At 75.4% G+C, this 23,880-nt stretch carries 20 protein-coding genes; 10 read left to right on the top strand and 10 right to left on the bottom strand.

Going from position 1 to position 23,880, the window contains the following annotated elements; all coding sequences use genetic code 11:
- The first annotated feature begins 82 nt into the window (after positions 1–82).
- Complete coding sequence (locus FHU37_RS26225) at positions 83–598, top strand: FxLYD domain-containing protein (RefSeq protein WP_179817112.1); 516 nt, start codon at positions 83–85, stop codon at positions 596–598.
- Between the two features lie 85 nt (positions 599–683).
- Here the strand turns inward: FHU37_RS26225 and FHU37_RS26220 are convergent, their stop codons facing one another.
- Both FHU37_RS26220 and FHU37_RS26215 read right to left on the bottom strand, forming a co-directional pair.
- Entirely contained in the window at positions 684–1,292 is a 609-nt protein-coding gene (locus FHU37_RS26220) for a DUF2165 family protein (protein ID WP_246451483.1), read from the bottom strand.
- 249 nt (positions 1,293–1,541) lie between these two features.
- Positions 1,542–2,294 carry an HAD family hydrolase gene (locus FHU37_RS26215; RefSeq protein ID WP_179817110.1) on the bottom strand — a complete coding sequence of 251 codons (753 nt, stop codon included), beginning with the start codon at positions 2,292–2,294 and terminating at the stop codon, positions 1,542–1,544.
- Positions 2,295–2,403: 109 nt separating this feature from the next.
- Here FHU37_RS26215 and FHU37_RS26210 point away from each other — a divergent pair, with 109 nt between their 5' ends.
- From FHU37_RS26210 to FHU37_RS26195, 4 genes are all read left to right on the top strand, one after another.
- Entirely contained in the window at positions 2,404–3,021 is a 618-nt protein-coding gene (locus FHU37_RS26210; RefSeq protein ID WP_179817109.1) for a TetR/AcrR family transcriptional regulator, read from the top strand.
- Between the two features lie 226 nt (positions 3,022–3,247).
- Positions 3,248–5,275: an MFS transporter gene (locus FHU37_RS27580; protein WP_218904793.1), complete on the top strand. Its 2,028-nt coding sequence runs from the start codon at positions 3,248–3,250 to the stop codon at positions 5,273–5,275.
- Between the two features lie 424 nt (positions 5,276–5,699).
- Positions 5,700–6,503: an AfsA-related hotdog domain-containing protein gene (locus FHU37_RS26200; protein WP_179817108.1), complete on the top strand. Its 804-nt coding sequence runs from the start codon at positions 5,700–5,702 to the stop codon at positions 6,501–6,503.
- 122 nt (positions 6,504–6,625) lie between these two features.
- The gene (locus FHU37_RS26195; RefSeq protein ID WP_179817107.1) at positions 6,626–7,720 is read left to right on the top strand and encodes a 3-oxoacyl-ACP synthase III family protein; all 1,095 of its coding nucleotides are present in this window, start codon (positions 6,626–6,628) and stop codon (positions 7,718–7,720) included.
- Between the two features lie 94 nt (positions 7,721–7,814).
- Here the strand turns inward: FHU37_RS26195 and FHU37_RS26190 are convergent, their stop codons facing one another.
- Complete coding sequence (locus tag FHU37_RS26190; protein WP_179817106.1) at positions 7,815–8,258, bottom strand: hypothetical protein; 444 nt, start codon at positions 8,256–8,258, stop codon at positions 7,815–7,817.
- A 275-nt stretch (positions 8,259–8,533) separates the two neighbouring features.
- Here FHU37_RS26190 and FHU37_RS26185 point away from each other — a divergent pair, with 275 nt between their 5' ends.
- Entirely contained in the window at positions 8,534–10,357 is a 1,824-nt protein-coding gene (locus FHU37_RS26185; protein WP_179817105.1) for a glycosyl hydrolase, read from the top strand.
- Positions 10,358–10,410: 53 nt separating this feature from the next.
- Here FHU37_RS26185 and FHU37_RS26180 read toward each other — a convergent pair whose 3' ends face one another.
- Both FHU37_RS26180 and FHU37_RS26175 read right to left on the bottom strand, forming a co-directional pair.
- Positions 10,411–11,091 carry a hypothetical protein gene (locus FHU37_RS26180; RefSeq protein ID WP_179817104.1) on the bottom strand — a complete coding sequence of 227 codons (681 nt, stop codon included), beginning with the start codon at positions 11,089–11,091 and terminating at the stop codon, positions 10,411–10,413.
- Positions 11,092–11,340: 249 nt separating this feature from the next.
- Positions 11,341–13,440 (bottom strand): DUF8189 domain-containing protein, encoded by a 2,100-nt coding sequence (locus FHU37_RS26175; RefSeq protein WP_179817103.1) that lies wholly within the window; start codon positions 13,438–13,440, stop codon positions 11,341–11,343.
- Between the two features lie 254 nt (positions 13,441–13,694).
- Between FHU37_RS26175 and FHU37_RS26170 the strand changes: the two genes are divergently transcribed.
- Positions 13,695–14,261, top strand: a complete 567-nt coding sequence (locus FHU37_RS26170) for a GNAT family N-acetyltransferase (protein ID WP_179817102.1) — start codon at positions 13,695–13,697, stop codon at positions 14,259–14,261.
- 84 nt (positions 14,262–14,345) lie between these two features.
- On the top strand, positions 14,346–14,762 hold the full coding sequence (locus tag FHU37_RS26165; protein WP_218904792.1) for a PPOX class F420-dependent oxidoreductase: 417 nt from the start codon (positions 14,346–14,348) through the stop codon (positions 14,760–14,762).
- A 119-nt stretch (positions 14,763–14,881) separates the two neighbouring features.
- Here the strand turns inward: FHU37_RS26165 and FHU37_RS26160 are convergent, their stop codons facing one another.
- Entirely contained in the window at positions 14,882–15,871 is a 990-nt protein-coding gene (locus FHU37_RS26160) for a nitroreductase/quinone reductase family protein (protein WP_179817101.1), read from the bottom strand.
- 220 nt (positions 15,872–16,091) lie between these two features.
- Between FHU37_RS26160 and FHU37_RS26155 the strand changes: the two genes are divergently transcribed.
- Positions 16,092–16,847 (top strand): DJ-1/PfpI family protein, encoded by a 756-nt coding sequence (locus FHU37_RS26155; protein ID WP_179817100.1) that lies wholly within the window; start codon positions 16,092–16,094, stop codon positions 16,845–16,847.
- 55 nt (positions 16,848–16,902) lie between these two features.
- Here the strand turns inward: FHU37_RS26155 and FHU37_RS26150 are convergent, their stop codons facing one another.
- Both FHU37_RS26150 and FHU37_RS26145 read right to left on the bottom strand, forming a co-directional pair.
- The gene (locus FHU37_RS26150) at positions 16,903–17,907 is read right to left on the bottom strand and encodes a CapA family protein (RefSeq protein ID WP_179817406.1); all 1,005 of its coding nucleotides are present in this window, start codon (positions 17,905–17,907) and stop codon (positions 16,903–16,905) included.
- Between the two features lie 118 nt (positions 17,908–18,025).
- On the bottom strand, positions 18,026–18,544 hold the full coding sequence (locus FHU37_RS26145; protein WP_179817405.1) for a GNAT family N-acetyltransferase: 519 nt from the start codon (positions 18,542–18,544) through the stop codon (positions 18,026–18,028).
- Between the two features lie 182 nt (positions 18,545–18,726).
- Between FHU37_RS26145 and FHU37_RS26140 the strand changes: the two genes are divergently transcribed.
- On the top strand, positions 18,727–19,173 hold the full coding sequence (locus FHU37_RS26140) for a GNAT family N-acetyltransferase (RefSeq protein ID WP_179817099.1): 447 nt from the start codon (positions 18,727–18,729) through the stop codon (positions 19,171–19,173).
- A gap of 54 nt (positions 19,174–19,227) precedes the next feature.
- Here FHU37_RS26140 and FHU37_RS26135 read toward each other — a convergent pair whose 3' ends face one another.
- Together FHU37_RS26135 and FHU37_RS26130 are read right to left on the bottom strand one after the other, a co-directional pair.
- Positions 19,228–23,457 carry a non-ribosomal peptide synthetase gene (locus FHU37_RS26135; RefSeq protein ID WP_179817098.1) on the bottom strand — a complete coding sequence of 1,410 codons (4,230 nt, stop codon included), beginning with the start codon at positions 23,455–23,457 and terminating at the stop codon, positions 19,228–19,230.
- A gap of 36 nt (positions 23,458–23,493) precedes the next feature.
- Positions 23,494–23,739, bottom strand: a complete 246-nt coding sequence (locus FHU37_RS26130) for a phosphopantetheine-binding protein (RefSeq protein ID WP_179817097.1) — start codon at positions 23,737–23,739, stop codon at positions 23,494–23,496.
- Positions 23,740–23,880: the final 141 nt, after the last annotated feature.

Genomic DNA, 23,880 nt, shown 5'->3' with positions numbered 1-23,880 from the left:
TGCCGTTTCTACGCGGATTAATCCCCCTGTTCGACGGCCCGCGAGGATCGCGGCCGTGTTCACAGTGAAGAGAGGGACCACCATGTCGAGCACCATCTCCGCCCGTCGTCGCACGCTCGCCGCCCTGGGCGCCGCCACGCTGATCGGCCTCTTCGGCGGCGTGGCCTGCGCGCCGCAGGAGGACGGCGAGGGCACCGGCACCGCGCAGGAGGCCCCGGCGACCGAGGCCGCGCAGGAGGAGGCCGGCGGGGAGGCGACGGAGGACGCCGCCGCCGAGGAGGAGGAGCCGCTGACCTCCTCCGACAACGAGGACAACCCGCCCACCGAGGACGTCACCGTGGACGCCTGCGAGGTGGACCCGGACCTCAGCTGGCCGGTCGCCACGCTGACGGTCACCAACAACTCGTCGGAGACGTCGAACTACATGATCGACGTGGAGTTCGTGGACGCCTCCGGCACCCGCGTGGACGAGGGCTTCGCCGCCACCAACGACCTGGCGGCCGGCCAGACCGCCCAGGTCGAGGCCCAGGGCCTGACGGAGGTGCCGCAGGACGTGGAGTGCAAGGTGCTGCGGGTGGAGCGGTACGCCTCCGAGTGACCGGGTGACCGGGCGACCGGGCACGACGACGGGCGGGCGGCACCTCGACACCCGAGGTACCGCCCGCCCGCCGCTCGGGGTGCCGTCACTCCTCCTCCGCGTCCTCACGGACGAAGGCCGGCTGGTTCACCAGGAGCATGGCCAGGAAGGCGATGCCCAGCAGGGTGAAGTGGACCCCCTGGACCGGCCCCATGAACATCCAGTAGCCGAACCACAGGCCGCCGATCAGGAAGAGCAGGAACAGGCCCATGAAGGCCACCAGGGCGACGTTCGCCTGGCCGACGGCCGTGGCGTGCCGGGCCGGCGTGGGCGCCAGCAGCGCACGGGTGAAGGAGGCGACCGAACGCCACATCAGGGCGACGATCGCGACCTGGACCACGATGACGCCGTAGAGCAGCGGGCGGGCCAGGTCGTCCGACCACGCGCGCCACAGCAGGCCCTGGCCGCGCACGTCGTCGGCGGCGATGTCCCGCATGGTGAGCATCTGCTCCATCAGCGCGACGTTGGTGCCGGGGTCGTTGATGTTGTTGATGGCGATCAGGGTCAGCCAGGCGGTGATCCCGGCCAGCCCGAAGGTCTGGGCCAGTATGAAGGAACGTTTCGCCACCGCCGGACGGCGCCGGGCGACGCCCGCGGTCGCCCGCAGGGCGTCCCGCGCCGGGGCGGCGGTCATCGAGGGCTCTTCGGCAGTCATGGACACGACACATCTCTCCCTTGTACGTGGGGTGGGCGGTTCGGGGCGTGGGCGTTTCGAGGGCGTGTGGTCCGAGCCCGTGCGGGGTGCGAGGACGTGCGCGGCGCGAGGACGTGCGCGGTTACAGCGCGCCGGCGTGGCCGGGAGGCACGGGTGCGGCGGGCGGGCGGAGCGCCGTGCGCCACCGCCGCCCGGTGGCGGCCTCCCCGACCGCGGCGACGGCGGCGGGGACGGGGAGGCCGGCCGTGGTCACAGGGCGGTGCGCGCCGCCGCGGGGAGGCCGGGGAGCACCCGCCAGCCCCGGCGCCGGGCCTCCTCGCCGAGCACCGGATCGTCGCCGACCACCGTGGCGGAGCCGGCGGCGGCCAGCATCGGCAGGTCGCTGGCGTGGTCGCCGTAGGCGTGGCACCGGGCGCCGTCGTAGCCGCGCAGCCCGACGGCGAGGGCGAGCGCCCGTCCCTTGGCGGCGCCGATCATCGGGCGGAGCACCTCGCCGGTGAGCTCGCCCCTGCGCACCACCGGCCGGGTGCCGAGGGCGGCGTCCGCGCCGAGGGCTTCGGCGAGCGGGTCGAGGCAGGCGAAGAAGGAGCCGGAGAGCAGGTGCACCACGTCGCCGCGGCGCTGGTGGCGGCGGAGTTCGTCCACCGGTCCGGCCAGGAACAGTCCGCCGTCGGCGGCGGCCTCCCGCTGCTCCCACCGGTACCAGTCGCGGCCGGCGCGCGCCAGTCGCTCGACCGGCTGCCCGGCGAAGAGGCGATAGTAGGAACGGTTGACGTGCTCACGCGGCACACCCGCCGCGGCCTCGCGGCGGAGCTGCCCGGTGAGCCGTTCGTAAACCTGCTGACTCTCGCCGCGCAGGCGGAGATAGTGGCCCAGGAAGCGGAACATGCTTTTGACCCCGATCAACGTCTCGTCGACGTCGAAGAAGGCGGCGCCCGGCGGCGGCTCGGCGGCGCCGGCGGCGGCATCGCCGGCGTGGCGCGTGACTTCGGTCGCGAACATGACCGTCTCCCCCCATGGGACGTTCAGGAACCCGGATCGGCTGGATCTGGCCGGTGCGATGAACATACCCAACCAACTAGTTGGTGGCAACCGCCCTTAGGATGCGGGAATGAACAAGAACGCTGCCGCAACCCGAGCCAGTCTCCTCGCCGCGGCCCGCTCCGAGTTCGCCGCGTACGGCATCGCGGGCGCCCGGGTCGACCGCATCGCGCAGAAGGCCGGCGCGAACAAGGAACGCATCTACGGCCACTTCGGGAGCAAGGAACTGCTCTTCGACGCCGTCGTCGCCGACGCCCTGGACGAGCTGTCCGCCGCCGTCACCCTGGACACCCGCAGCGATCCGGCCGAGTACGTCGGCCAGATCTACGACTTCCACCGCAACCACCCCGACCTCCTCCGGCTGCTCATGTTCGAGACGCTGCACTACCGGGAGGGCAAGCTCGCCAACGAGCGGGAACGGCACCTCCGCTACCAGGCGAAGATCGACTCCCTCGCCGAGGCGATCGACCGACCCGACTCCCGCGAGGTGGCCCGACTGCTGCTCACCCTGATCGGCCTGGCGTCGTGGCCCACGGCCATGCCGCAGCTGGCCCGCCTCATCCTCGGCCCGGAGACGGACCCGGAGGAGGACAGCGAGGCGATGCGGAGCTTCCTGGTCCGCTTCGTCGAGGCGGCGATCCCCTCCGTGACCGAGCCGGTCAACACCTCCGCCGCCGCGGAGAGCTGACCGGCCGACCAGCACCGCCGCACCCCCTCACCAGCGGCGAAACCCCTGCTCAACGAAGAGCGCGGGCCCGGCGAGGCGCACCTCGCACGCGCGGCACCGGGCCCGCCCAAGCCAACCCTTCACGGACCGCCACCCCCTCGACACGCTGAGGCGTCATCCGGATCCTTGGGACAAAGATTCGAGCGCGCCTTGCCAACCATCCAGTTGGTTGGCTAGCTTTCCGGGCATGGCAACCACCACCCCTCCCTCACGGAGGGCTGCTGCTCCGCCGCCCTCCGCCGACGCGTCACCACCCACGACGGTGGCCTTCGGGCGCACCGTCACCGCGCTCGCCCTGACCGGCATGCTGGTCGTGGGCCAGCTCTACTCGGTCCTCCCGCTGCTCGGTCAGATGGCGGACGACTGGGGCGTCGACGCCGCCGCCACCTCCTGGACGGTCACCTCGTTCGGCCTCGCCTACGCCGCCGGCTTCCTGCTCAGCGGTCCCCTGGCGCAGCGCCACGGCGAACGGCGGGTGATCATCCTGGGGCTGGTCGCCACCGCGGTCACCACCGCCGCGGTCGGCTTCGCGCCCGGTCTGGCGGCCGCCTGCGCCCTGCGCGCCCTCCAGGGGCTGACCTCGGCGACGTTCGCGCCCGCCGCCTTCTCCTACCTGACCGTCCACGTCCCGCCGGCCCGGCGACCGGCCGCGCTCACCTGGCTGACCAGTTCCTTCCTGGCCGCCGCGGTGGTCTGGCAGGTCGCCGCCCAGCTGGTCACCCGGGCCGGCGGCAGCTGGTCCGGCGTCTTCTGGCTCTGCGCCCCGCTGATGCTGCTGGCCGCCCTCGCCGTCCGCGCCCTGCTGCGCCCCGACGGCCCGCGCCCCGCCCAGGCGGCGTCCCCGGTGCGCGCCATGGGACGGGTGCTGGCCCAGCCCCGGCTGCTGGCCGCCTACGGATCCACCCTCACCGTGCTCGGCGGGTTCGTCGCCGTCTACACGGCGGCGCAGGTGGCCGGGCCGGAATCGGTGGCCACCGACCCCGGCGCCCTGCTGGCGCTGCGGGCCAGCGCGCTGCCGGCGATGCTGCTCGCCCCGCTGGTCATCCCGCTGCTCGGGCGCTTCCCCGCGGCCCGCCGGGTCGCCGTCGCGCTCGGCGTCGCCGCGCTCACCACGGTGGCCGCCTCGTTCACCGGGGACAGCGTCACCGCGCTCGGGTGCGCGCTGTTCGTCCTGGTCGGCGCCACCGCCTTCGCCGCCCCCGGGCTGGTGGAGACGGTCGGCGGCGCGGCCGGGGCGGACCGCGGACCGGCGGTGACCCTCTACACCTTCTTCCTGTTCGTCGGCGCCAGCCTCGGCCCGCAGTTCGCCCAGGCCCTGCGGTCCACCGGCTTCGGCGGCATCACCCTCGCGGTCGCCGCCCTGCTCGCCGTCGGCTGCGCCCTCGCCCTGCTGGCCGGCGGAGCCCGGCGGGGACCGTCCGCGACCGGCGCGGCGGCCGTGGTCGGCGCGGCGGCGCTGCTGGTCGCCACGCTCCCCGCCGCCGGCACCGACCCCGCCGCCGCCTCACCCGCCGCGCCACCCGCCCGCGGCACCGACCAGGCCGCCCCGGCGACCCGCACCGGCACCCCCGCGGGCCTCACCGCCAACCACCCCGACGCCGAAGGGACCGACATGAGCTCCACCCCCGCGACCGACACCGCCGCCCTGCTCGACCGCATCGGCCTGTCGCTGCCCGCGGGATGGCAGGAGGTCAGCCGCCGCCGGGAGACCCACGACGGGCGCCAGGTGGTCGTGGTGCGCCACCAGGCCGACCGCACACCACGCCTCGGCGGCCCACACGTCACCGTGGTCACCGACGCCGACGGGGTCCTGCTGGGAGTCACCCGGATGGTGCCGCCGGCCACCGGCCGCGAACCGGTCGGCGCCGTCAACGCCCGGGCCCTCGCGCTGGAGTTCTTCGCCGCGGTCGACCCGGAGCACGCGGCGGGCCTGAGCGTGCAGTGGGTCGACCGGCACGACGAGACCGTCACCGACGCCGAGGGACGCCGGCACACGGTGCCCGGCACCAAGGTGAAGACCCGCCACCAGGACGGCGGCTACGCCTGGGTCATCCTCGGCCCCGACGGCGAGGTCGTCACCTACGAGCGGGACATCGCCTGGGACGGCGCCGCCGGCCGGCGCGGCACCGAGATGTGGCTGCACGACAGCTGGATCCTGGCCCGCGACGGACTCGGCCCGCAGCCGCCCGCCCCCTACGCCCTCGCCAGGGCCTGACCCGCCGGGGCGCACCGCCCCGGACCAGGCGCCGGGCCCCGGGCCACGGGCCCCATCGGGCCCGCACCAGGGCCCGCCCCGGGCCGACGCCGGCCGCACCGACCGGCGTCGGCCCACCCCGGACCCACCGGGCGAGCAACGGAAGAGCCGCCACGCCCGGTGCGCGGACCGCCAGCCGGCCCGCACCGCGGGAGCCCCGCGACATGGGGAGATGTCGCCGGGCCGCCCCGCCAGGAGCCCGGCCCGCCGTCCGTGGCGCGCACCCGCGCCCACGAACGCCGCGAGCCGGCCCCCGGTCCCAGCCGCGCCCCACCCGATCCCACCCCCCGCCACACCGGTGGACGGGCACGGGGCGCCCGGGACCAGCACCACCGGACAGCACCACCGCCAGTAGTACTGACACCGGACACCCGTTGGGGGAGCCATGAGCGACCAGCACGTGCACACGATCTGCCTGGTGGGCGACACCTTCGCCGGATTCGCCGACGACGAGACGGTCTACACCGTGACGGCCTTCGTCTCCGCCGTCCGCCGCGGCCGGTTCGACGACCCGCGGCCGCTCATCCTGTGGGCGGGCCAGGGCCTGGACGACTACACCTGCGGATACGTCACCAACGTCCTGCGCACCCGCGGCATCGCCGACCGGGTGATCATCCAGGACGCCGGGCTCCGCCCGGTGCCCCGCCACGAGGCCCACAAGCACCGCGAGGAGAACGTCCTCGTCGCCGACCTGCGGCGGCTGACCGCGGAGGAGTACCAGGCCCGCCTGCGGCTGCACGGCAACAACGAACTGCTGGTCGACCACCAGACCGGCCAGCACGTCCAGGGCATGGTGGTGGTCGAGGCGGCGCGGCAGATGTTCCTCGCCGTCACCGAGCGCTACCACGCCTCCGCCCGCCCGGGCACCGACTGGTACTACGTGATCAACCGGATGGACGTGGCCTTCGAGAGCTTCCTGTTCCCCATCGACGCCGGCATCGAGTACACCGAGACCAGCCGGGACCTGACCCGGGACGACCGCATGGACTTCACGGCGCGGGTGCGGATCGTCCAGGCCGGACGCCGGGCGGCGACCGCGCAGATCGGCTTCAGCGCCTTCGACTCGGCCGCGCTCGCGCCCAAGGAGCGCAGGCAGGCGCGGCGGGCCCTGGCCGCCACGCTCACCGGCCGGGACGCCGAGACGGCCCGGCACGGGCGGCTGGCCGCGGCCCCGGCCGGCCGCGCCTGACGACACGACGGTTCCCCCCGGCGACGGTGGCCGCCGCCCGCAGCGGCGCGGGCCCCGCGGCAGTCGCCGGAGCAGCAGCAGGCAACCGCCGCGTCCAGCGGCCGACCAGAACAGGAACCATCATGCGACACGCGTTGGACACGCACGCCTCCGTCGACTTCCGGCCCGGCCCGGTCGGCGTCATCGGCACCGGCTCCTACCTGCCCGAACGGGTCGTGGAGAACCGGGAGGTGGCCGAACCCGCCGGGGTGAGCGCCGAGTGGATCGAGCGCAAGACCGGCATCCGGCGGCGGCGCCGCGCCGCCGCCGGCGAGGCCACCTCCGACCTGGCCGCCCGGGCCGCGCTCGCCGCGCTGGCCGACGCCGACGTCCGGCCGGAGGAGATCGGCTGGATCATCGTGGCCACCTCCACCCCGGACCACCCGCAGCCGGCGACGGCCTGCCTGGTGCAGGACCTGATCGGGGCCACCAACGCCGCCGCCTTCGACGTCAACGCGGTGTGCAGCGGCTTCGTCTTCGCCCTGAACACCTGCGCCGCGCTGATGCGCTCGACGCCGTCGGGCAGGCCGTACCCCGCCCCGGGCCTGGTGATCGGCGCCGACGTCTACTCGCGCATCCTCGACCCGGCGGACCGCCGCACCGCGATCCTGTTCGGCGACGGGGCCGGGGCGGCCGTCGTCGGCGCGCTCCCCGCCGGATACGGGCTGGGCGGCTACCACCTGGCGAGCTACGGCTGGTACCACGACCTGATCAAGGTGCCGGCGGGCGGCAGCCGGCGGCCGGCGGCGACGGAGCCGCCGGGGTCGACCGGCCACTACTTCCACATGGACGGCCGCGGGGTGCGGGAGTTCGTCTCCGACCGGGTCCCGCGCGCGGTGGACGAACTGGCGCGCCGGCACGGCCTGGACCTCACCACCGTCGACCACCTGGTGCCGCACCAGGCCAACGGCGTGATGCTGGACGCGCTGGCGCCCACCCTCGGGCTCGGCTCCAGCGCCCTGCACCGCACGGTCGCGGAGTACGGCAACACCGGCTCGGCGTCCATCCCAATCACCCTGGACGCCGCCAGCCGCGCCGGGCGGCTGCGGGACGGGGAGACCGTGCTGCTGGCCGGGTTCGGTGGCGGCATGTCGGTCGGCCTCACCACGATGACCTGGTCGGTTCCGGTCGGGCGGCGCCGCGTCGCCGAGGACGCGGCCGTCCTGGTCCACTCCTAGCCCGCCATTTCCGGCGGCCCCGGTGAGCCCCGCTCGCCGGGGCCGCCGGCTGCCGGCCGCCGTCCGGCGTCCGGGGCGGAGCGGGGCGGCGGCCTCAGACGGACAGGGAGAGCACGAGGGAGCCGACGACCGAGCCGCCGAGGATCAGCAGCACGGCGAGCAGTCCCCACGTCCGGGCCCGCCGTCGCGGGCGCGGACCGTGCCCGGGCGGCGGCGCCCCCTCGCCGGCCGCCGCCCCGAGCCGCCGCGCCGCGACGGTGGAGAGCGCGGCGGCCTGGCGGACGGCCAGTTCCAGGGCGAAGGCGAACTCCGGGTCGTCCTCGACGCACTCGCAGGTCAGCTCCACCGCGGCGCGCCGCCGCAGCGGGTTGCCGGGCTGCTCGGCCAGCAGGTGGTAGACCTCCGCGCCGTATCCGGTGCGCTGCAGGCGCTGCGCCACGAGCGAGTGCACCGAGCCGGCGGCCACTCCGGCCCGGTCACCGGACAGGTAGTCGCTCGACAGGCTGACGGCCCGCTGCGCCAGGACACCCTTGTCCACTCTGGCTCCCTCTTCCGGTCCCCGAACCCGGCCGGCCGCGCTCACGGGTCGCCCTCGGTCAGGCTGTGAGTAGCACATCCGGAGGGCTTCCGGGTAGGGCAGCGAAGGGGCGTGAAGGTGCACGTGGACGGCGCGGGGCGGTGAGGGCCGCGGGCGGCGCCGCGGGCGGCGGGCGGCGGCGCCCGGGGTGTTGACACCGTTTCACCGCGCGGGCTCTCATGAGAGCGCTCCCAGAATACCGTCCCCGCCACCGAGACAACAGGGTTGTCATAAGCATGCCATTCTCACGGTCCGTCCCCACGGCGGTCGGCCGGCGCCCCGGCAGACCGCCGGTCGCGGCCCTCGTCGCCGGGCTGCTCGCCCTGCTCCTCCTTCCCACCCTGCCCGTCCTGCTCGCCGAACGCGCCGCCGCCGTCGCCGCCACCGTCTACGAGGCGGAGGACGGCACGCTGAGCGGCACCACCGTCGGCAGCGCCGCCGCCGGCTACTCGGGCACCGGCTACGTCGAGGGCTTCGACGCCGCCGAGGACAGCGTCACCATCACCGTCCCCGACTCCCCCGGCGGCCTGTACGACCTCTCCGTCCGCTACAGCGCCCCGTTCGGCCAGAAGGTGGCCTCCCTCCGGCTCAACGGCGCCGGCGCCGGCCAGGTGACGCTGACCGAGCGCACCGACTTCGCCGAGGCCGCCGCCGGCAAGGTGCTGCTGGAGGCCGGCGAGAACACCATCAGCGTGGTGAACAACTGGGGCTGGTACTACATCGACGCGATCATCCTCACGCCGACCGCCCCGCGCCCGCCGCACCAGGTGACCGACGCGCCGGTCAACCCCGACGCCTCCGCGGAGACCCGCTCGCTGATGCGCTACCTCGTCGACCACTACGGCGAGACGATCCTGTCCGGCCAGCAGGACATGGCCAGCATCGCCTGGGTCGAGGAGAACATCGGCGCCACCCCCGCGGTGGGCGGCTTCGACCTGATGGACTACTCCCCGAGCCGGGTGGAGCGCGGCACCACCTCCCGCGAGGTGGAGAACATGCTGGAGTGGGACCAGCGCGGCGGCATGGTCACCCTCGCCTGGCACTGGAACGCCCCCAGCGGCCTGATCGACGAGCCGGGCAGGGAGTGGTGGCGCGGCTTCTACACCGACGCCACCACCTTCGACCTCGCCGCCGCCCTCGCCGACCCCGCCTCCACGGACTACCAGCTGCTGCTGCGCGACATGGACGCGATCGCCGTCCAGCTCCAGCGGCTGGAGGACGCCCGGGTCCCGGTGCTGTGGCGCCCGCTGCACGAGGCCGAGGGCGGCTGGTTCTGGTGGGGCGCCAAGGGCCCCGAGCCGGCCAAGGAGCTGTGGAACCTGCTGTACCAGCGGCTCACCGAGCACCACGGGCTGGACAACCTGATCTGGGTGTGGAACTCCGCCTCCCCCGACTGGTACCCCGGTGACGCCACCGTGGACATCGTCAGCATCGACTCCTACCCGCCGGCCGGCGACCACGGCCCGGTGAGCGCCTCCTACGACGCCCTGGTGGAGCTGGGCGGCGACCGCAAGCTGGTGGCGCTCGGCGAGGTCGGCTCGATCCCGGACCCGGCGCTGCTCCAGGCCTACCAGGCCGACTGGATGTGGTTCGTCACCTGGAGCGGGGACTTCATCAGCGGCGGCCAGCACAACTCCCGCGAGTTCCTCCAGCGGCTGTACGCCGACCCGTACGTGACCACCCTCGACGAACTCGGCGACTTCAAGCACTACGACGGCGACGGCGGCAGCGGCGGGCCGACCGACCCGCCGCCCACCGGCTGCACCGCCACCTACCGGGTGCTCGGGCAGTGGTCCGGCGGCTTCCAGGGCGAGGTCACCGTGACCAACCCGGGCGAGCGGCCGATCAGCGGCTGGACGGTGCGCTGGACGCTGCCGGGCGGGCAGACGATCAACCAGTCCTGGAGCACCCTGCTGACGGTGAGCGGCTCCACGGTCACCGCCGCCAACGCCGCGTGGAACGGCTCGCTGGGCGCCGGCGCCACGGCGACCTTCGGCTTCATCGCCGGCGGCGCGCCGGCGGGCGCCGCCCCGCAGCTCACCTGCACCACCACCGCCTGACACACCGGTGCCCCGGCGGCCGGACGGCCGCCGGGGCACCGGCACGCTGGCGGCTAGATCCGGTCCGACATGGTGCTGACCGCCCGGACCGCGTAGTCGCGGTTCATCCCGCGCATCTCCTCGGTGTTGTAGGCGTCGACGTACGCCGAGAACACCACCCGGCCGCGCCGGGCCAGCACGTAGACGTAGTGGATGTCGGAGCCGGAGTCGGTCTCCCACAGCCCTTCCTCGCTGACGTAGTCGTCGATCTCGTCCGGGAGGGTGAGCCGGCCCAGCCGGACCTCCTTCCAGGCGACCTCGCCCTCCTCGTCGTACTGGGTGGCGCAGCGCTCGACGCCGGCGCGCCAGTCGGCGAGCTGCTGCCGCGCGCCGGCCACCGAGTCGTGGACGACCACGCTGCTGATCGCGTCCACCCGGACCTCGTCGGCCCCGATGCCGTCGACGTACACGGAGCGGGAGTACTCGGCCTCGACGCTGTCCGGCGTGATCACGTCACGCTGCACGCACTCGCCGTCCACCTCGGCCCACTGGCTGGCGCCGTACTCGTAGGGGTCGTCGGCCTCCCAGTCCTCCCCGTCGGCGCCCCAGTCCGCGATGGTGAGCGGCAGCGCCTCGGCCATCTGACGGGCCTCGGCCGCGGAGGGTTCCGGGACCAGGTCGTACGCGCAGCCGGTCAGCGCCAGCAGGCCGGCGAGCGCCAGCGCCCCTGCCGTGCGACGTCTCCCCGCCCTCATGCCCGGCTCCTTCCCTCCCACGCTGGGTCCGGCGGACCGCCCCCACCACTGCGGCTCCCGCCAGGGTTCTCCCCTCACCGACGGGCGCGCGATGCCGCGCCGTTCCTGCCGTGTCCGGATCGCAACACTGCCCCTGGGCGCCGGCGTGGGCGGGCGCCCGCGCACGAGCGGTCCGCCCCGCCCCGCCGGGGAAGGCGGGACGGGGCGGACCGTCGTGCGTCGTCCTCCGCGCCGGGAGGCGACGCCGGCTCAGCCGGGCATCAGCCGCCACTCGCCGAACTCGGCGTCGGTCTCGTGCGAGACCTGGTGGGCGGTGTAGAGGTTGCCGTCGGTGCCGACGGCCAGGGCGACCGCCCGGCCGTCGTTGTCGACGGCCACGGTGGGCAGGCCGACGATGGTGTTGCCCAGGTCGGTCCAGTCCTCGGCGTCGTAACCCTCGTTGGCGCCGCGCTGGCGGTTGACCCCCACGCCGGTGGAGGCGGTGCGGGTCAGCAGGGTGATCCGCCCGTCGTCGGCGCCGCCGTCGGCGTCCAGCGTCGCCACGGCGCCGACGCCGCCCGGGCCGTCGAAGGCAGGCCCGCCGACCCAGCGGGACCCGTCGTAGTAGCTGACGGCCACCTCCCCGGTGCCGGCCACCCGGTAGTAGATCTCCGGCCGGCCGTCCTGGTTGATCGCCGGGGTGGGCGGGCTGGCCGGGGTGGGCGAGGGCACGGCGGCCTGGCGGTGCAGCGTCTCGTCGCCGAGCTCCTGCTGCCAGTGCAGGATGCCGGGGCCGAGGGTGCTGGCGAAGACCTCCACCCGGCCGTCGCGCATGGTGACCACGCCCGGGGTCTCCTGGATGTCGTAGCCGCCGTGGTCCACCCAGCCGCGGAAGCCGTCGTCCGGGTCGGCGGTGTCGTGGACGACGCTGCTCAGCCCGCCGCCCGCGTTGCGGATGAACACCTGGAGCCGGCCGTCGCCGTTGGCGGCGACCACCGGCGTGCCGATGTGGTACTGGGAGCCGACGTGGGCGTTGGGGTTGCCCAGGTCGTCCCAGTCGTCCAGGCGCCAGTCGCCGTTGGCGCCGTCCTGGCGGAGGCGGTAGACGGCCGGCGGCTCCTCCTCGCTGCCGGAGAGGTCGTCGAAGCCGACCACGAACGCCTCCAGCTCGCCGTGGTTGTTCCGGGCGACGGTCACCCCGGGGGCGAGTCTGCGGCCGTCCGGGCTGCCCAGGTTCTCCCGCTCCCAGCTGCCGGAGGGGTGCTGGGTCCAGATCCACAGCTCGCCGCCGACCACGGTGAAGGCGGCGATCCGCCCGTTCTCGTGGCGGGACGCCCAGGTGGTGCCGGTCGGCCAGCGGTAGTACATCCGCTGCAGCCAGCCCTCGTAGTGTTCCTGCTCGGGCTCGCCGGGCTCGCCGATGTTGGTGTCGTACTGGGCGTAGGCCCAGAAGACGTCCGCCTTGGTGCCGTCGTCGTCCAGGTTCGCCGGGGCGTCGACGGTGTTGTAGTTGCGGTAGCCGACCGTGATGTGCGGGACGGCGTCCGCGCCGCGCAGGTACTCGTCGGAGGCCCGGGAGGCGAACAGCCCGGCCATGACGTGGTCGGTGTGGTCGTGGTAGGGCCAGCCGGGCTGGTAGCGGTCGTCGGGGTGGGTGTCCTGGACCCGGACGACGGTCGGCTGGAACCGGTCCATGATCTCCACCAGCGCGTCGATCAGGTCGTCCCGGTCGTACTCGTAGGTGTCCCCCTCCAGCACGCTGCCGGCGGGCTCCACCGTGCGGACGACGGTGCCCGGTTCGTACCACAGGTTGTGCAGCGCCCCCGGGCCGCCCTGCGCGGTGGCGTCGGAGTGCTCGGGGAGGTTGAGGAAGATCAGCGAGATGTCCGGGTCCTGGGTGGAGACGTACCGTTCCGCCTGGCGGTCCCGGGAGAACTCGTAGACCTGACGCCGCCACAGCTCGTCCAGGTCGGCGTCGGCGTCGACCTCCGGGTCGATCATCATGGCGTAGGCCAGCCGGATGCCGCGCTGCCGGCACTCGATGTACTGCTCGCGCAGCCGGGTGTCGAGGTCCTTGCAGCTCGGCTGGTCGGCCAGCGGTTCCGGGTCGCTGTCGTCGGTGCCGAAACCGGCCTCACCCGCCGTGATGTACACGGTGGTGGTGCGGTGCCCGTTGCGCAGCCCCTCGATGACGTCCGGGTTCATGAACAGCAGTTCGTCGTCCTGGTGGGCGACGATGTTCAGGAAGGACGAGGGTCTCAGGGCGCGTTCGTGGTTACCCCCCTCCGGGGGTGAGGCGGCGACGAGGAGGGCCCCGCAGGCCACGGCCGCGAGCGATCCTCTCAGCCGCCGAGGCATCGATCCGATCATGCTTCTCCTCTGGGCGATCATAGGATCACCAGTCAGTCACAAAGCGTCACGATCGGATTAAACGGGCGGTCAGGCCCACCCGTCCGTAGGCGCGGCCCGCCGCTCACCCGTCCGGCCGTCCCCGCTGCCCGGACGGACGACACATCAACCGCCGGGGCCCGCCCCGTCCGAACACGTGGCCGCCCGCGCCCCGGGCCGGCCACGCTGGTCACGGGCTTTTCCTGGCGGTAACGAACGTGTGTTTCGATGGCCCGATGAAGCGGGACGACACCACCGGTCCGGCACCGCGCTCCGCCTCCGACCGACCGGCGCCCTACGTCATCCGGCACCGCGCCGAGCACCACCTCGACGCCTGCGTCGACCTGCTGGCCGAGGTGCACGAGCGGGACGGCTACCCGCGGCGCTGGCCGGCGGATCCGGCCGGCTGGCTGACCCACCCGGCGCTGCTGGCCGCCTGGGTGGCCGAGTCCGACGGCGTCCCGGTCGGCCACGTCGCGCTGTGCTGCGCCACCGACGCGGACGCGGCGCCGCCGCTGTGGGCCCGTCAGAGCGGGACGCCGGCGGAGGGCGCGGGGGTGGTCAGCCGGCTGTTCGTGGCCCCGCGGGCCCGCGGCCAGGGGGTGGGGACCCGCCTGGTCGCGGCCGTCGTGCGCGGGGCACGGGAGCGCGGCCTCCATCCCGTCCTGGAGGTCCTGGACTCCGACACCGCCGCCACCGCCCTGTACGAGCGCCTGGGCTGGCAGCGGCTGGCCACCGTGCGACGCCGCTGGGGAACGGGGGAGACGGTCACCGTGCACTGCTACGCCGGCCCGGCCGCCTGACCGGCCGACCGCCGCCCGGGGGCGGCCGGACGGCGCCTGCGTATGCTGTCAACTGACGATGACTCAGTGACAGCGGAGGCGCCCGTGTTGACTGCCGATCAGGCCCGTGCCTTTCTCGCCACCCGGCACCGCGGGGTGTTCACCACCTTCCGCGCGGACGGGCGCCCGCAGCTCTCCCCCGTGCTGGCGGCGCTGGACGGGGCCGGCCGGGTGGTGCTCAGCACCACCGAGGGGCGGGCCAAGGCCCGCAACGTGCGGCGGGACCCGCGGGTCGCGCTGTGCGTGATGGAGGACGGGTTCTTCGGCTCGTGGGTCCAGGTCGAGGGGACGGCCGAGCTGCTCCCGCCCGAGGAGGCGCTGGACGAGGAGGCGCTGCGCGGCCTGTACGGCGCGCTGCCCGCCACCGAGCCGCCGAGCTGGGACGAGTTCCGCGCCGCCGTCGCGGCGCCGGAGCGCGTCGTGGTGCGCTTCGCCATCGAGCGGGCGAGCGGCGTGGTCTGACGGCCGTTCCGGTCCGCCGCGCCCGGCCCGCCACGCGGCCCGGCGGGAGTGCCGCCGGGCCGCGCGGGTCGCCACCGGCTCGGCCGGGGTTACGGCGCCGGGGGGTACGGTGCCGGGGGTTACGGCGCGGGCGGGGGCAGCGGCACCGCCGGGATGTCCCGCAGCGCCGGCAGCAGGTGCTCCTCCTCGTAGGCGAAGTGGGCGTCCAGCTCGGACGCCAGCCGTTCGAGGTCGGCCCGGAGCCGGTCCGGGTCGCGGTCGGCGCGGCGAGCCGGGCCGTCGCCGCGAGAGCCGTCGCCGCTGCTCGGGTCGTCGTCGAGGAGCGCCTGGAGCTCGGCCAGCAGGCGGGCCAGCACGGCGTGCTCCTCCCGCAGCCGGGCCAGCGCCGGGCCCAGCTCCGGGTGACGCCGCTCCAGCTCGGGGAACGCCCCGACGTCCTCCCCGGTGTGGTGCACCCGCAGCGCGTCACAGAAGGTGAGGCAGTGCCGGCGCAGCTCCACGCCCAGCCGCGCCGGGGTGCCGCCGGCCGCGCCGGCCGGCGGGGCGGCGACCTGTTCGCGCAGCCGCGCCAGCTCCTCGCGCAGCCAGTCGTGGATCTCCAGGAACTGGTCCGCCATGGCCCGCGCGCGCGGCGGTTCCTCCGCCGGATCGGCGGCGTGCAGGGCCACGACCGGAATGGTCCGCGCGGTCCGCGCCTGGTAGTCGGCGTAGCCGGGGACCGCCGCCACCACGAGGGCGAAGAGCCGGTCGCGTTCCTCGCCGTGCGCGGGCACGGCCCTGGCCGGGTAGGTCCGGTCGCCCACCTCGACGGTGACCGCCGGGTTGGCCAGCACGTTGTGGTACCAGGCCGGGTGCCTGGGCGAGCCGCCCGCGGAGCCGACGACCAGCAGGCGGTCGCCGTCCGCGACGTATCCCAGGGGGACGGTGTGCGGGGCGCCGCTCCGGGCGCCGAAGGTGGTCAGGAGCAGCAGATCGCCGCCCTCGAAGGGCCCGCCCACCCTCCCGTGGTTCGCCCGGAACTCCTCGATGATCGGGCGGTTGAAGTCCTCGCGGGGCTGCGCGGGGGCGGGGTGTGTCGACGGTGTGGAGTTGGTGATGCTCGAAGTCATGGGGTTCCCATGGTTCGCGGCCTCCATGCCACCAGCGTCCTCCGGCTGGCGTCACGCGACCTGGGTAGCGATTAGAGCCGCGCCGGCCCGGAACGTCAAGCCCGGCCTGCTCGCGGCCCTCGGCCGGGAACTTTCCCCCGCGCCGCCTCGACTCCCTGGAGGTCCGACGCCCGCCCGAGACGGCGGGTTCTCGCGCACGCCCACCAGGGGGAGCACGCCCATGCGACGCAGGAACCTGATCCGCACCTCACTGGCCGCCGCCACCGGCGCGGTCACCGCCACCACCGCGCTGGCCCCCGGCGCCGCCCACGCCGACGCCGCCCGGGCCGCCGCCGCGCCCGCCGCCGGTGACGCGGCACGCCGCCGCACCGTGCGGATCCAGCTGGTCATGTTCGAGGGGGTGGAGGAGCTGGACTTCATGGCGTCCGTGGAGGTGTTCGGCCTGGCCCGGGCGCTCGGCGCGGACCTGAGCTGCACCCTGGTGGCCGCGCACGAGACCGGGACGGTCACCGCCGGCTGGGGCACGCCGATCGTCGTGGAGCGGGCCTGGTCGCCGCGGGACGCCGACGTGATGATCGTGGCCGGCGGCGGCTACCGCACGGCGGAGCAGCCGGGCGTGCGGCGGGAGATCGAGCGGGGCGTGCTGCCCGCGAAGCTGGCCGCCGCGGTGCGTCCGGGGCTGGTCGTGGTCGGCGTGTGCACCGGGGTGATGCTGCTCTCCGCCGCGGGGATCACCCGGGGGCGCCCCTGCACCACCCACCACCGGGCGGTGGAGGACCTGCGGGCGCAGGGCGGGCTCGTCCGGCCGGGCCGGGTGGTGGACGACGGCGACCTGGTCACCGCCGGCGGCGTCACCTCCGGCCTGGACCTGTCGCTGTGGCTGGTGGAGCGCCACTTCGGCGCCGAGCTGGCCGTCGAGGTGGAGGAGATCCTGGAGTACGAGCGCCGCGGCACGGTCTGGCGCCCGGCCCGCTGAGCGGGGCGGCGCCTGAGCGGGGCGGCGCCTGAGCGGGGCGGCGTCGCCGTCCCGCCTACCGCGGCGGCTCCTCCCGCCCGTCCCGCTCGTCCCACTCGACGACCAGGCGGTCGCCGCGCTCGGTCACCTCGGTGCCGAGCGCGGCGCAGGCGCTCCGGAAGCGCCGGGCGATCCAGCGCCGCTCGTCGGCGCCGGCGAGCCGGGTGCGGCAGTAGTCCAGGGCGAGCGGGACGGCCTCCAGCCGCACCGGGCGGGGGCCGTCGAAGGTGACCAGGAAGAGCAGGCCGAGGTCGTTGCGCAGGCGGGGGTCGGTGGCGTAGTCGTCGATGAAGTCCCCGAGGTCGTACAGGACGTGGTCGCGCACGCCCTGGAACACGTGCGCGGAGTGGCCGGCGACCAGCGTGGCGCCCGCCGCGTGGAACGCCTCGGCGGCCAGCCGCACGTGGTCCAGCGGCTCGGTGGCCATGTTCGGCCCCCAGTGCGGGAAGACCAGGCGGATGTCGGTGCGCAGGCCGGTGACGATGTCCAGCAGCCACTCGGGCGTGCCGGCGTACAGGTCCGCGTAGGCGACGCCGGGGTGGTCGGGGCCGGCGGCGTAGTCCGGGGGGTGGTCGGTGACCCCGACGACGCCCACGCTCAGCCCGTCGCCCCTGCCCGCCTCGGGCGGGCCCTGGAGGAAGGCGGGCGCCCGGGCGGTGGCGACGTCGCTGCCGGCGCCGACGCAGGCGATCCCGGCGCCGGCCAGGTGCTCCAGCGTGTCCAGCAGCGCCGGAACGCCGTAGTCGAGGGCGTGGTTGTTGGCCAGGGTCACGCAGTCCACGCCGAGGTGGCGCAGCGCCTCGGTGGCGATCGGCGGCGCCCGGAAGAAGAACGGCTTGTACGGGTCCGGCCAGCGCTCCCCGCGCTCGGAGACGGCGCACTCCAGGTTGAGCACGAACAGGTCGGCCTCGTGCGCCGCCGCGACCACCCCGTCGGAGAACAGGGCGGTCGGCGGGACCGTGGCGAGTTCCTCGGCGACCATGCGGCCCAGCATGGTGTCGCCGGCCAGGGCGAGTTTCATGGTGGTCACCGTCCCGGCGGCTCCCGGCCATCCGGGCGAGCCCGCCGTCTCCCCTTCCGCTCTCCACCTCCCAGCGTATGCCGCCGCCGGCCGGGCCTCACCCGTCGCGGGCCGGTGGTCACCCGGGGGCGCGCCGGTTCAGGATCCGCTGGAAGAGCACGTGGTCCCGCCACCGGCCATCGATGTGCAGGTAGTCCCGCGCGACCCCGATCCGCTCGAAGCCGCACTTGTCCAGCACCCGCTGGGAGGCCGCGTTCTCGATCAGCGTCCCGGCCTCGATCCGGTGCAGCCCCAGCACCTCGTCGGCCGTCCGGCACACCAGCCGCACGCCGGCGGTCGCCAGCCCCCGCCCGACGTGCCCGGCGTCCACCCAGTACCCCAGGTTGGCGCTGCGGAACGGCCCCAGCGCGACGTTCGACAGCGTCATCACGCCGACGATCACGCCGTCCCGCGCCAGCACCCACGGCACCAGCCGCCCCGCGCCCGCCAGTTCCACCTGCTCCCGCAGCCGTGCCCGCTGCCCCTCCGGGGTGTAGAACGCCTCCCCCCGCCGCGGCTCCCACGGCCGCAGGTGCTCCCGGTTGCGGCGGTAGGCCCGGGACAGCTCCTCCGCGTCCCCGACCACCGCCGGCCGCATCACGACCCCCGGCGCCACCTCGACATCCTCGATAACCACCACCCACCCACCGTACGAGCCCGCACCAGGCGCACCAACCGCCCACGCGCGCCGCTCCTGCCGGGTGGGCGGCGGGGCGGGCGGGCCGGTTCGGTAGCGTCTCGGCCGGTCCCGACGTTCGACAACCCCGCAGGAGTCCCCGCATGACCGTCACCGTCTCCCCGGCCCGCCCCGAGGACTACCCGAGGTGGCGTGAGCTCTTCGCCGGCTACGCCGAGTTCTACGAGGTGGAGCTGACCGAGGCCGACGTGGAGCGGGCATGGTCGTGGATCCACGACCCGGACCGTTCGACGCGCTGCCTGATCGCCCGCACCGAGGACGGCACCCCGGTCGGCCTGGCCCACTACCGGGCGGAGGACTCCCCGCTGAGCGGCACCCGCGGCTTCCTCGACGACCTGTTCGTCGATCCGGCGCACCGCGGCGGTGGCGTGGTCGACGCGCTCCTCGACGAGCTGCGCCGGGTCGCCGTCGCGCAGGGGTGGCCTTCGGTCCGCTGGCGCACCGCCGAGGACAACTACCGGGCCCGCGCGGCCTACGACCGCCACGCCGTCCGCACGCCGTTCCTGACCTACGCCATGGACGCGCGCTGACCGATCGCCCGCCGCGCCCGCCCGGCGCTGGCGCCGGGCGGGCGCGGGGAAGGGTCAGCGGCGGGGGTGTTCGGTGAGGGCCCTCGCCACCTCGGCCAGCCGCTCCGGGCGGACCAGGTGGCGGTGGAGGCAGTCCAGGTCGTGGTTCACGATGGCGCCGGAGACGTGGGGCCGCCAGCCCTCCACCGTGAAGGAGTGCTGGCCGCGCTCTGCGGCGGCGGTGAAGAACAGCAGGTCGCCCCGGAAGAGGCGGTGGTCGTGCGCGCGCACGACGAGGCTGTTGTTCATCACCGTGTCGGCGAGGGTGGACAGGGTCCGCTCCTCCAGGCTGCCGATGGCGTTCCCCTCGCCGCGCAGGAGCTCGATGACGCGCTCGCGGCTGCGCTCCCCGGGTGCGAGTTCGTCCACGTCGTGGCCGCCCATCAGCAGCAGGGCGCCCAGGACCTGCTCCTCGCCGGGCTCCTCCAGCAGCCGCCACTGGGCCGCGGGGTAGCCGTCGAGCATGGCGAGGAGTTCCACGTCGTGGCCGGCCTCCTGCAGGCGCACGGCGACGGCGTGGGCGATGGTGCCGCCGATGGACCAGCCGAGCAGCCGGTAGGGGCCCTCGGGCTGGACCCGGCGGATCTCGCTGACGTAGTCGGCGGCCATCTCCTCCACCGAGCGGGGGGCGCCGGCGGGGTCGGTGTAGGCGCGGGCCTGGAGGGCGTAGACGCCCTGGTCGGGCGGTAGGTGGGGCAGCAGGCCGGCGTAGCACCAGCCGATGCCGCCGACCGGGTGGACGCAGAACAGCGGGCGTTCCCCGTGGCGGAGCGGCAGCAGCACGGCCAGCGGGTCGGCGCGGTCGGAGCCGTCGCACAGGCCGGCGACGGTGGGCGCGCCGAAGAGGTCGGCCAGGGTGAACTCCTCGCCCAGCGCCTCGCGGGCCCGGCTGACCAGCCTCGCGGCGAGCAGCGAGTGGCCGCCCAGTTCGAAGAAGTGGGAGTCGATGGTCACGGTGGCCGGGTCGACGCCCAGGGTCTCGGCGAAGAGCGCGCACAGGAGCTGCTCGCGCGGGGTGCGGGGTGGGCGGCCGGAGGGCGTCCCGGTGGGGAGTTCGGGGGCGGGCAGGGCCTTGCGGTCCAGCTTCCCGTTCGGGGAGAGCGGGAGGTCCGCGAGCTCCACCCAGGCGGTCGGCACCATGTAGTCCGGCAGGGCCCCGGCCGCGTGGGCGCGGAGGGACTCGCGGTCGAGGGATCCGTGGTCGGGTGCTCCGGGCTCGGGAGCGCGGCCGGCGGCGGGGACCAGGTAGGCGACCAGGCGCTGGTCGCCGGGGGTGTCCTCGCGGGCGAGCACGGCGGCCCGGGCGACGTCCGGGTGGCGTTCCAGCACGGCCTCGATCTCGCCGAGTTCGATGCGCAGGCCGCGCAGCTTGACCTGGTGGTCGGTCCGGCCCAGGTACTCGACCGCGCCGTCCGGCCGCCAGCGGGCGAGGTCGCCGGTGCGGTACACCCGGTCGCCTGGGGCGTCGGAGAACGGGTCGGGGAGGAAGCGCTGCTCCGTCAGCTCGGGGCGGCCGAGGTAGCCGTCGGCGAGCTGCACGCCGGCCAGGAACAGCTCGCCGGTCACGCCGACCGGCACGGGGCGCAGCCGCTCGTCGAGCACGTACAGCCGGGTGTTCCACACCGGTCGCCCGATCGGCACGGGCGCCGCCGCCGGGGGCCGCTCGCCGGATTCGTCCACCGGCAGGCACTGCCACGAGGAGACGTCCACCGACGCCTCGGTGGGCCCGTACAGGTTGTGCAGTTCGACCCCGGGCAGCACCCGCGCGAAGTCGCGCACGGTCTGCGCGCCCAGCGCCTCCCCGCTGCACATCACCCGCCGCAGCACGCCCGCGCACTCCCCCGCCGTCGGCTCCGCCAGGAACACCTGGAGCATCGAGGGGACGAAGTGGCAGGTGGTGACGGACTCGCGGCGGATCAGCTCGGAGAGGTAGGCCGGGTCCCGGTGGCCGCCGGGCCGGGCCACCACGAGCGTCGCCCCCTCCATCAGCGGCCAGAAGAACTCCCACACCGACACGTCGAAGCTGGACGGGGTCTTCTGCAGCACCCGGTCGCCGGCGCCGATGCGGTAGCGGTGCTGCATCCAGCGCAGCCGGTTGACGATGCCGCGGTGCGGCACGACGACGCCCTTGGGCGTGCCGGTGGATCCGGAGGTGTAGATGACGTAGGCGGGATCGGCGGGGGTCAGCGACGCGGCGCGGTCGGCGTCGGTGGGGGCGGTGGCGGGGCGCTGCTCCAGGTCGGCGCGGAGGGCGGGGTCGTCGAGCAGCAGGACCGGGGTGTCGTGGGAGGCGTCGACCACCAGGTCGGCGGGCGCCCCGGTGGTGGCGAGCAGCACGGCCGGGCGGGCGTCGCGGAGCATGAAGGCCAGCCGGTCGATGGGGTGCTCCACGTCCAGCGGCAGGTAGGCGGCGCCGGCGCGGACGACGGCGTGCAGGGCGACGACGAGGTCGAGGGAGCGGGGCACCGCGACGGCGACGGTCCGCCCGGGCCCGGCCCCGGCCGCGATCAGCCGGTGGGCGAGCCGGTTGGCGCGGGCCTCGAACTCGGCGTAGGTCAGCCGCTCGGTCCCGCCGTCCGGCCCGCCGGCGCCGTCGAACAGCAGCGCGGGGGCGGAGGGGGTGCGGGCGGCGGCGGCCTGGACGGCGCCGGCGAGTGTGCCCTCGGGGCCGTCGGCGCCGGGCACCTCCCGCACGGTGTCGTTCCACTCGCACAGGACGAGTTCCCGTTCGCGGGCGGTGAGCAGGTCGAGATCGGCGATGGCGACCGGGCCGCCGGCGGCGTCTCCCGCGTCGGCGGCGTCCACCGCGTCGGCGAAGCGGCGGAGGAAGGCGAGCAGGCGCTCGGCGTGGGCGTCGAGCTGCTCGCGGGTGTAGCAGGCCGGGTTGGCGTCCACGTCCACCCGCAGGCCGGCGCCGTCCGCCCGGTCGTAGACGTACACCGACAGGTCCTCGACCGGCCCGGCGGCGAGGTTGTGCGCCGTGGCCGGGCAGCCCGCGAGGTTCAGCCCGTAGTCGAACGGCATCACGTTGACCTGCGGCCCGTACAGCCGCCGGGCCGAGCCGTGCCCGAGCCGCCCGAGGTCGCGCCGCAGGTCCTCGTGCCGGTGGCGCCCGTGCCGGCGCAGCTGCCGCATCCGGCGCGCCGTGGCGGCCAGCAGCGCGCCGGGGCTCTGCCCGGGGTCGACGTCCAGCCGCAGCGGGAGGATGTTGACGGCCATGCCGGGCGCGCGCAGGGCGGCCGAGCCGAGCCGGCCCATCATCGGCAGGCCGAGCACGACGTCCCGGCGGCCGGTGATCCGGTGCAGGTAGGCGGCGGTGGCGGCGAAGACGACCTCCGGCCAGGTGACCCCGGCGCGTTCGGCCGCCGCGTGCAGGGCGTCGGCGTCGGTCTGCGGCAGGCGGGTGGTGCGGCGCAGGAAGGTGCCGGAGGCCGGGGCGGTGCGCTCGGCGAGCGTCGGCGGCTCGTCGAGGCCGGCGAGGTGCTCGGCCCAGTAGGCGCGGTCGGCGGCGGGCGCTCCGGCGGGGTCGTGGCGGTAGGCGTCCTCGGCGTCGATCAGCGTCCGGAGCGGGGCGAAGGGTGTGGGTCCGGGCTCGGTGCCGGCGGCGAGGGCGGTGTAGACGTCGGCGACGCGGCGGACCAGCAGCGAGAGCGCGAAGCCGTCCACGGCGATGTGGTGGACGCGGTGGAACCACAGCCAGCGGTCCGCGGCGACCCGGAACAGCGCCTGGCCGAAGAGCCGGTCGCGGGTCAGGTCGAGCGGGGCGGCGAGGTCGGCGCGCATCCACGCCTCGGCGGCGGCGAGCGGGTCGGGTTCACCGGAGACGTCGAGGTGGGGGAAGGGCCAGGCGTCGCGGCGCTCCGGGCTGCCGGGCGCGGGGACCTCCTGCCGCGGGACGTCGGCGCCGTCGGCGTCCCCGTCGGCGCCGGCGGGCTCGGTGAAGCGTGCGTGCAGCGGGTCGGCCTCGGCGACGGCCGTGCGGACGGCGGCCTCCAGCAGCCCCGGGTCGACGGCGCCCCGGATGTCCAGGTACTCCCCGGTGTTGAACTGGGGGTTCGCCGGGTCGAGCCGCTGGGCGTACCAGACGCCGAGCTGGGCGGAGGTGAGCGGGAGGCGGATGCGGCCGGCGGTGGCGGTGGCTCCATGGGTGGCCGTGGCTCGACGGGTGGCTGCCGGGTCCTGGGGGGCGGGGGCGCCGGTGGTCGGGGCGGGGGCGGAGGCGGGGGCGGGCGTGGGTGCGGGCATGGGCGGTGCTCCGGGGCGGATGGGGCCGGGGGCCGGTCAGGCGGTGGGGAGCCGGTCGGCGAGCAGCCGCCACCAGTCGGCGAGGGTGGGGCGTTCGGCCAGGTCGACGAAGGAGACGTCCACGCCGGCCCGGCGCCACCGTTCGACCAGCGTCATCAGGCGGATGGAGTCCAGGCCGAGCAGCAGCAGGTCGACGTCGTCCGCGATGTCGGCCGGCGACTCGCCGAGCAGCGCGGCGATGTCCGCGCGGACGGACTCCCGGGTGAGGGGGGTGGTGGTCATGGGTTCCTCCGGGGCGGGTGGGGCGTGAGGGTGAACGGGGCGGTTGGACGTGCGGGGTGGGGCGGGGGCGTCGGGCGTCGCGGGGGGGCCATCCCGGGAGCCGTCGCGGGGGGCCGTCGCGGGAGCCGTCGCGGGAGGCCG

The sequence above is a fragment of the Allostreptomyces psammosilenae genome (assembly GCF_013407765.1).
In the GTDB taxonomy this organism is placed as follows: Bacteria; Actinomycetota; Actinomycetes; order Streptomycetales; family Streptomycetaceae; genus Allostreptomyces; species Allostreptomyces psammosilenae.
The sequence above is the reverse complement of the archived record's forward strand: the minus strand, read 5'-3'. Positions and strand labels throughout refer to the sequence as shown.

Coding starts and splice junctions, on each gene's coding strand:
- FHU37_RS26225 (WP_179817112.1), top strand. CDS start 83: ATGTCGAGCACCATCTCCGCCCGTCGTCGCACGCTCGCCGCCCTGGGC.
- FHU37_RS26220 (WP_246451483.1), bottom strand. CDS start 1,292: ATGACTGCCGAAGAGCCCTCGATGACCGCCGCCCCGGCGCGGGACGCC.
- FHU37_RS26215 (WP_179817110.1), bottom strand. CDS start 2,294: ATGTTCGCGACCGAAGTCACGCGCCACGCCGGCGATGCCGCCGCCGGC.
- FHU37_RS26210 (WP_179817109.1), top strand. CDS start 2,404: ATGAACAAGAACGCTGCCGCAACCCGAGCCAGTCTCCTCGCCGCGGCC.
- FHU37_RS27580 (WP_218904793.1), top strand. CDS start 3,248: ATGGCAACCACCACCCCTCCCTCACGGAGGGCTGCTGCTCCGCCGCCC.
- FHU37_RS26200 (WP_179817108.1), top strand. CDS start 5,700: ATGAGCGACCAGCACGTGCACACGATCTGCCTGGTGGGCGACACCTTC.
- FHU37_RS26195 (WP_179817107.1), top strand. CDS start 6,626: ATGCGACACGCGTTGGACACGCACGCCTCCGTCGACTTCCGGCCCGGC.
- FHU37_RS26185 (WP_179817105.1), top strand. CDS start 8,534: ATGCCATTCTCACGGTCCGTCCCCACGGCGGTCGGCCGGCGCCCCGGC.
- FHU37_RS26180 (WP_179817104.1), bottom strand. CDS start 11,091: ATGAGGGCGGGGAGACGTCGCACGGCAGGGGCGCTGGCGCTCGCCGGC.
- FHU37_RS26175 (WP_179817103.1), bottom strand. CDS start 13,440: ATGATCGGATCGATGCCTCGGCGGCTGAGAGGATCGCTCGCGGCCGTG.
- FHU37_RS26170 (WP_179817102.1), top strand. CDS start 13,695: ATGAAGCGGGACGACACCACCGGTCCGGCACCGCGCTCCGCCTCCGAC.
- FHU37_RS26160 (WP_179817101.1), bottom strand. CDS start 15,871: ATGACTTCGAGCATCACCAACTCCACACCGTCGACACACCCCGCCCCC.
- FHU37_RS26155 (WP_179817100.1), top strand. CDS start 16,092: ATGCGACGCAGGAACCTGATCCGCACCTCACTGGCCGCCGCCACCGGC.
- FHU37_RS26150 (WP_179817406.1), bottom strand. CDS start 17,907: ATGAAACTCGCCCTGGCCGGCGACACCATGCTGGGCCGCATGGTCGCC.
- FHU37_RS26145 (WP_179817405.1), bottom strand. CDS start 18,544: ATGCGGCCGGCGGTGGTCGGGGACGCGGAGGAGCTGTCCCGGGCCTAC.
- FHU37_RS26140 (WP_179817099.1), top strand. CDS start 18,727: ATGACCGTCACCGTCTCCCCGGCCCGCCCCGAGGACTACCCGAGGTGG.
- FHU37_RS26135 (WP_179817098.1), bottom strand. CDS start 23,457: ATGCCCGCACCCACGCCCGCCCCCGCCTCCGCCCCCGCCCCGACCACC.
- FHU37_RS26130 (WP_179817097.1), bottom strand. CDS start 23,739: ATGACCACCACCCCCCTCACCCGGGAGTCCGTCCGCGCGGACATCGCC.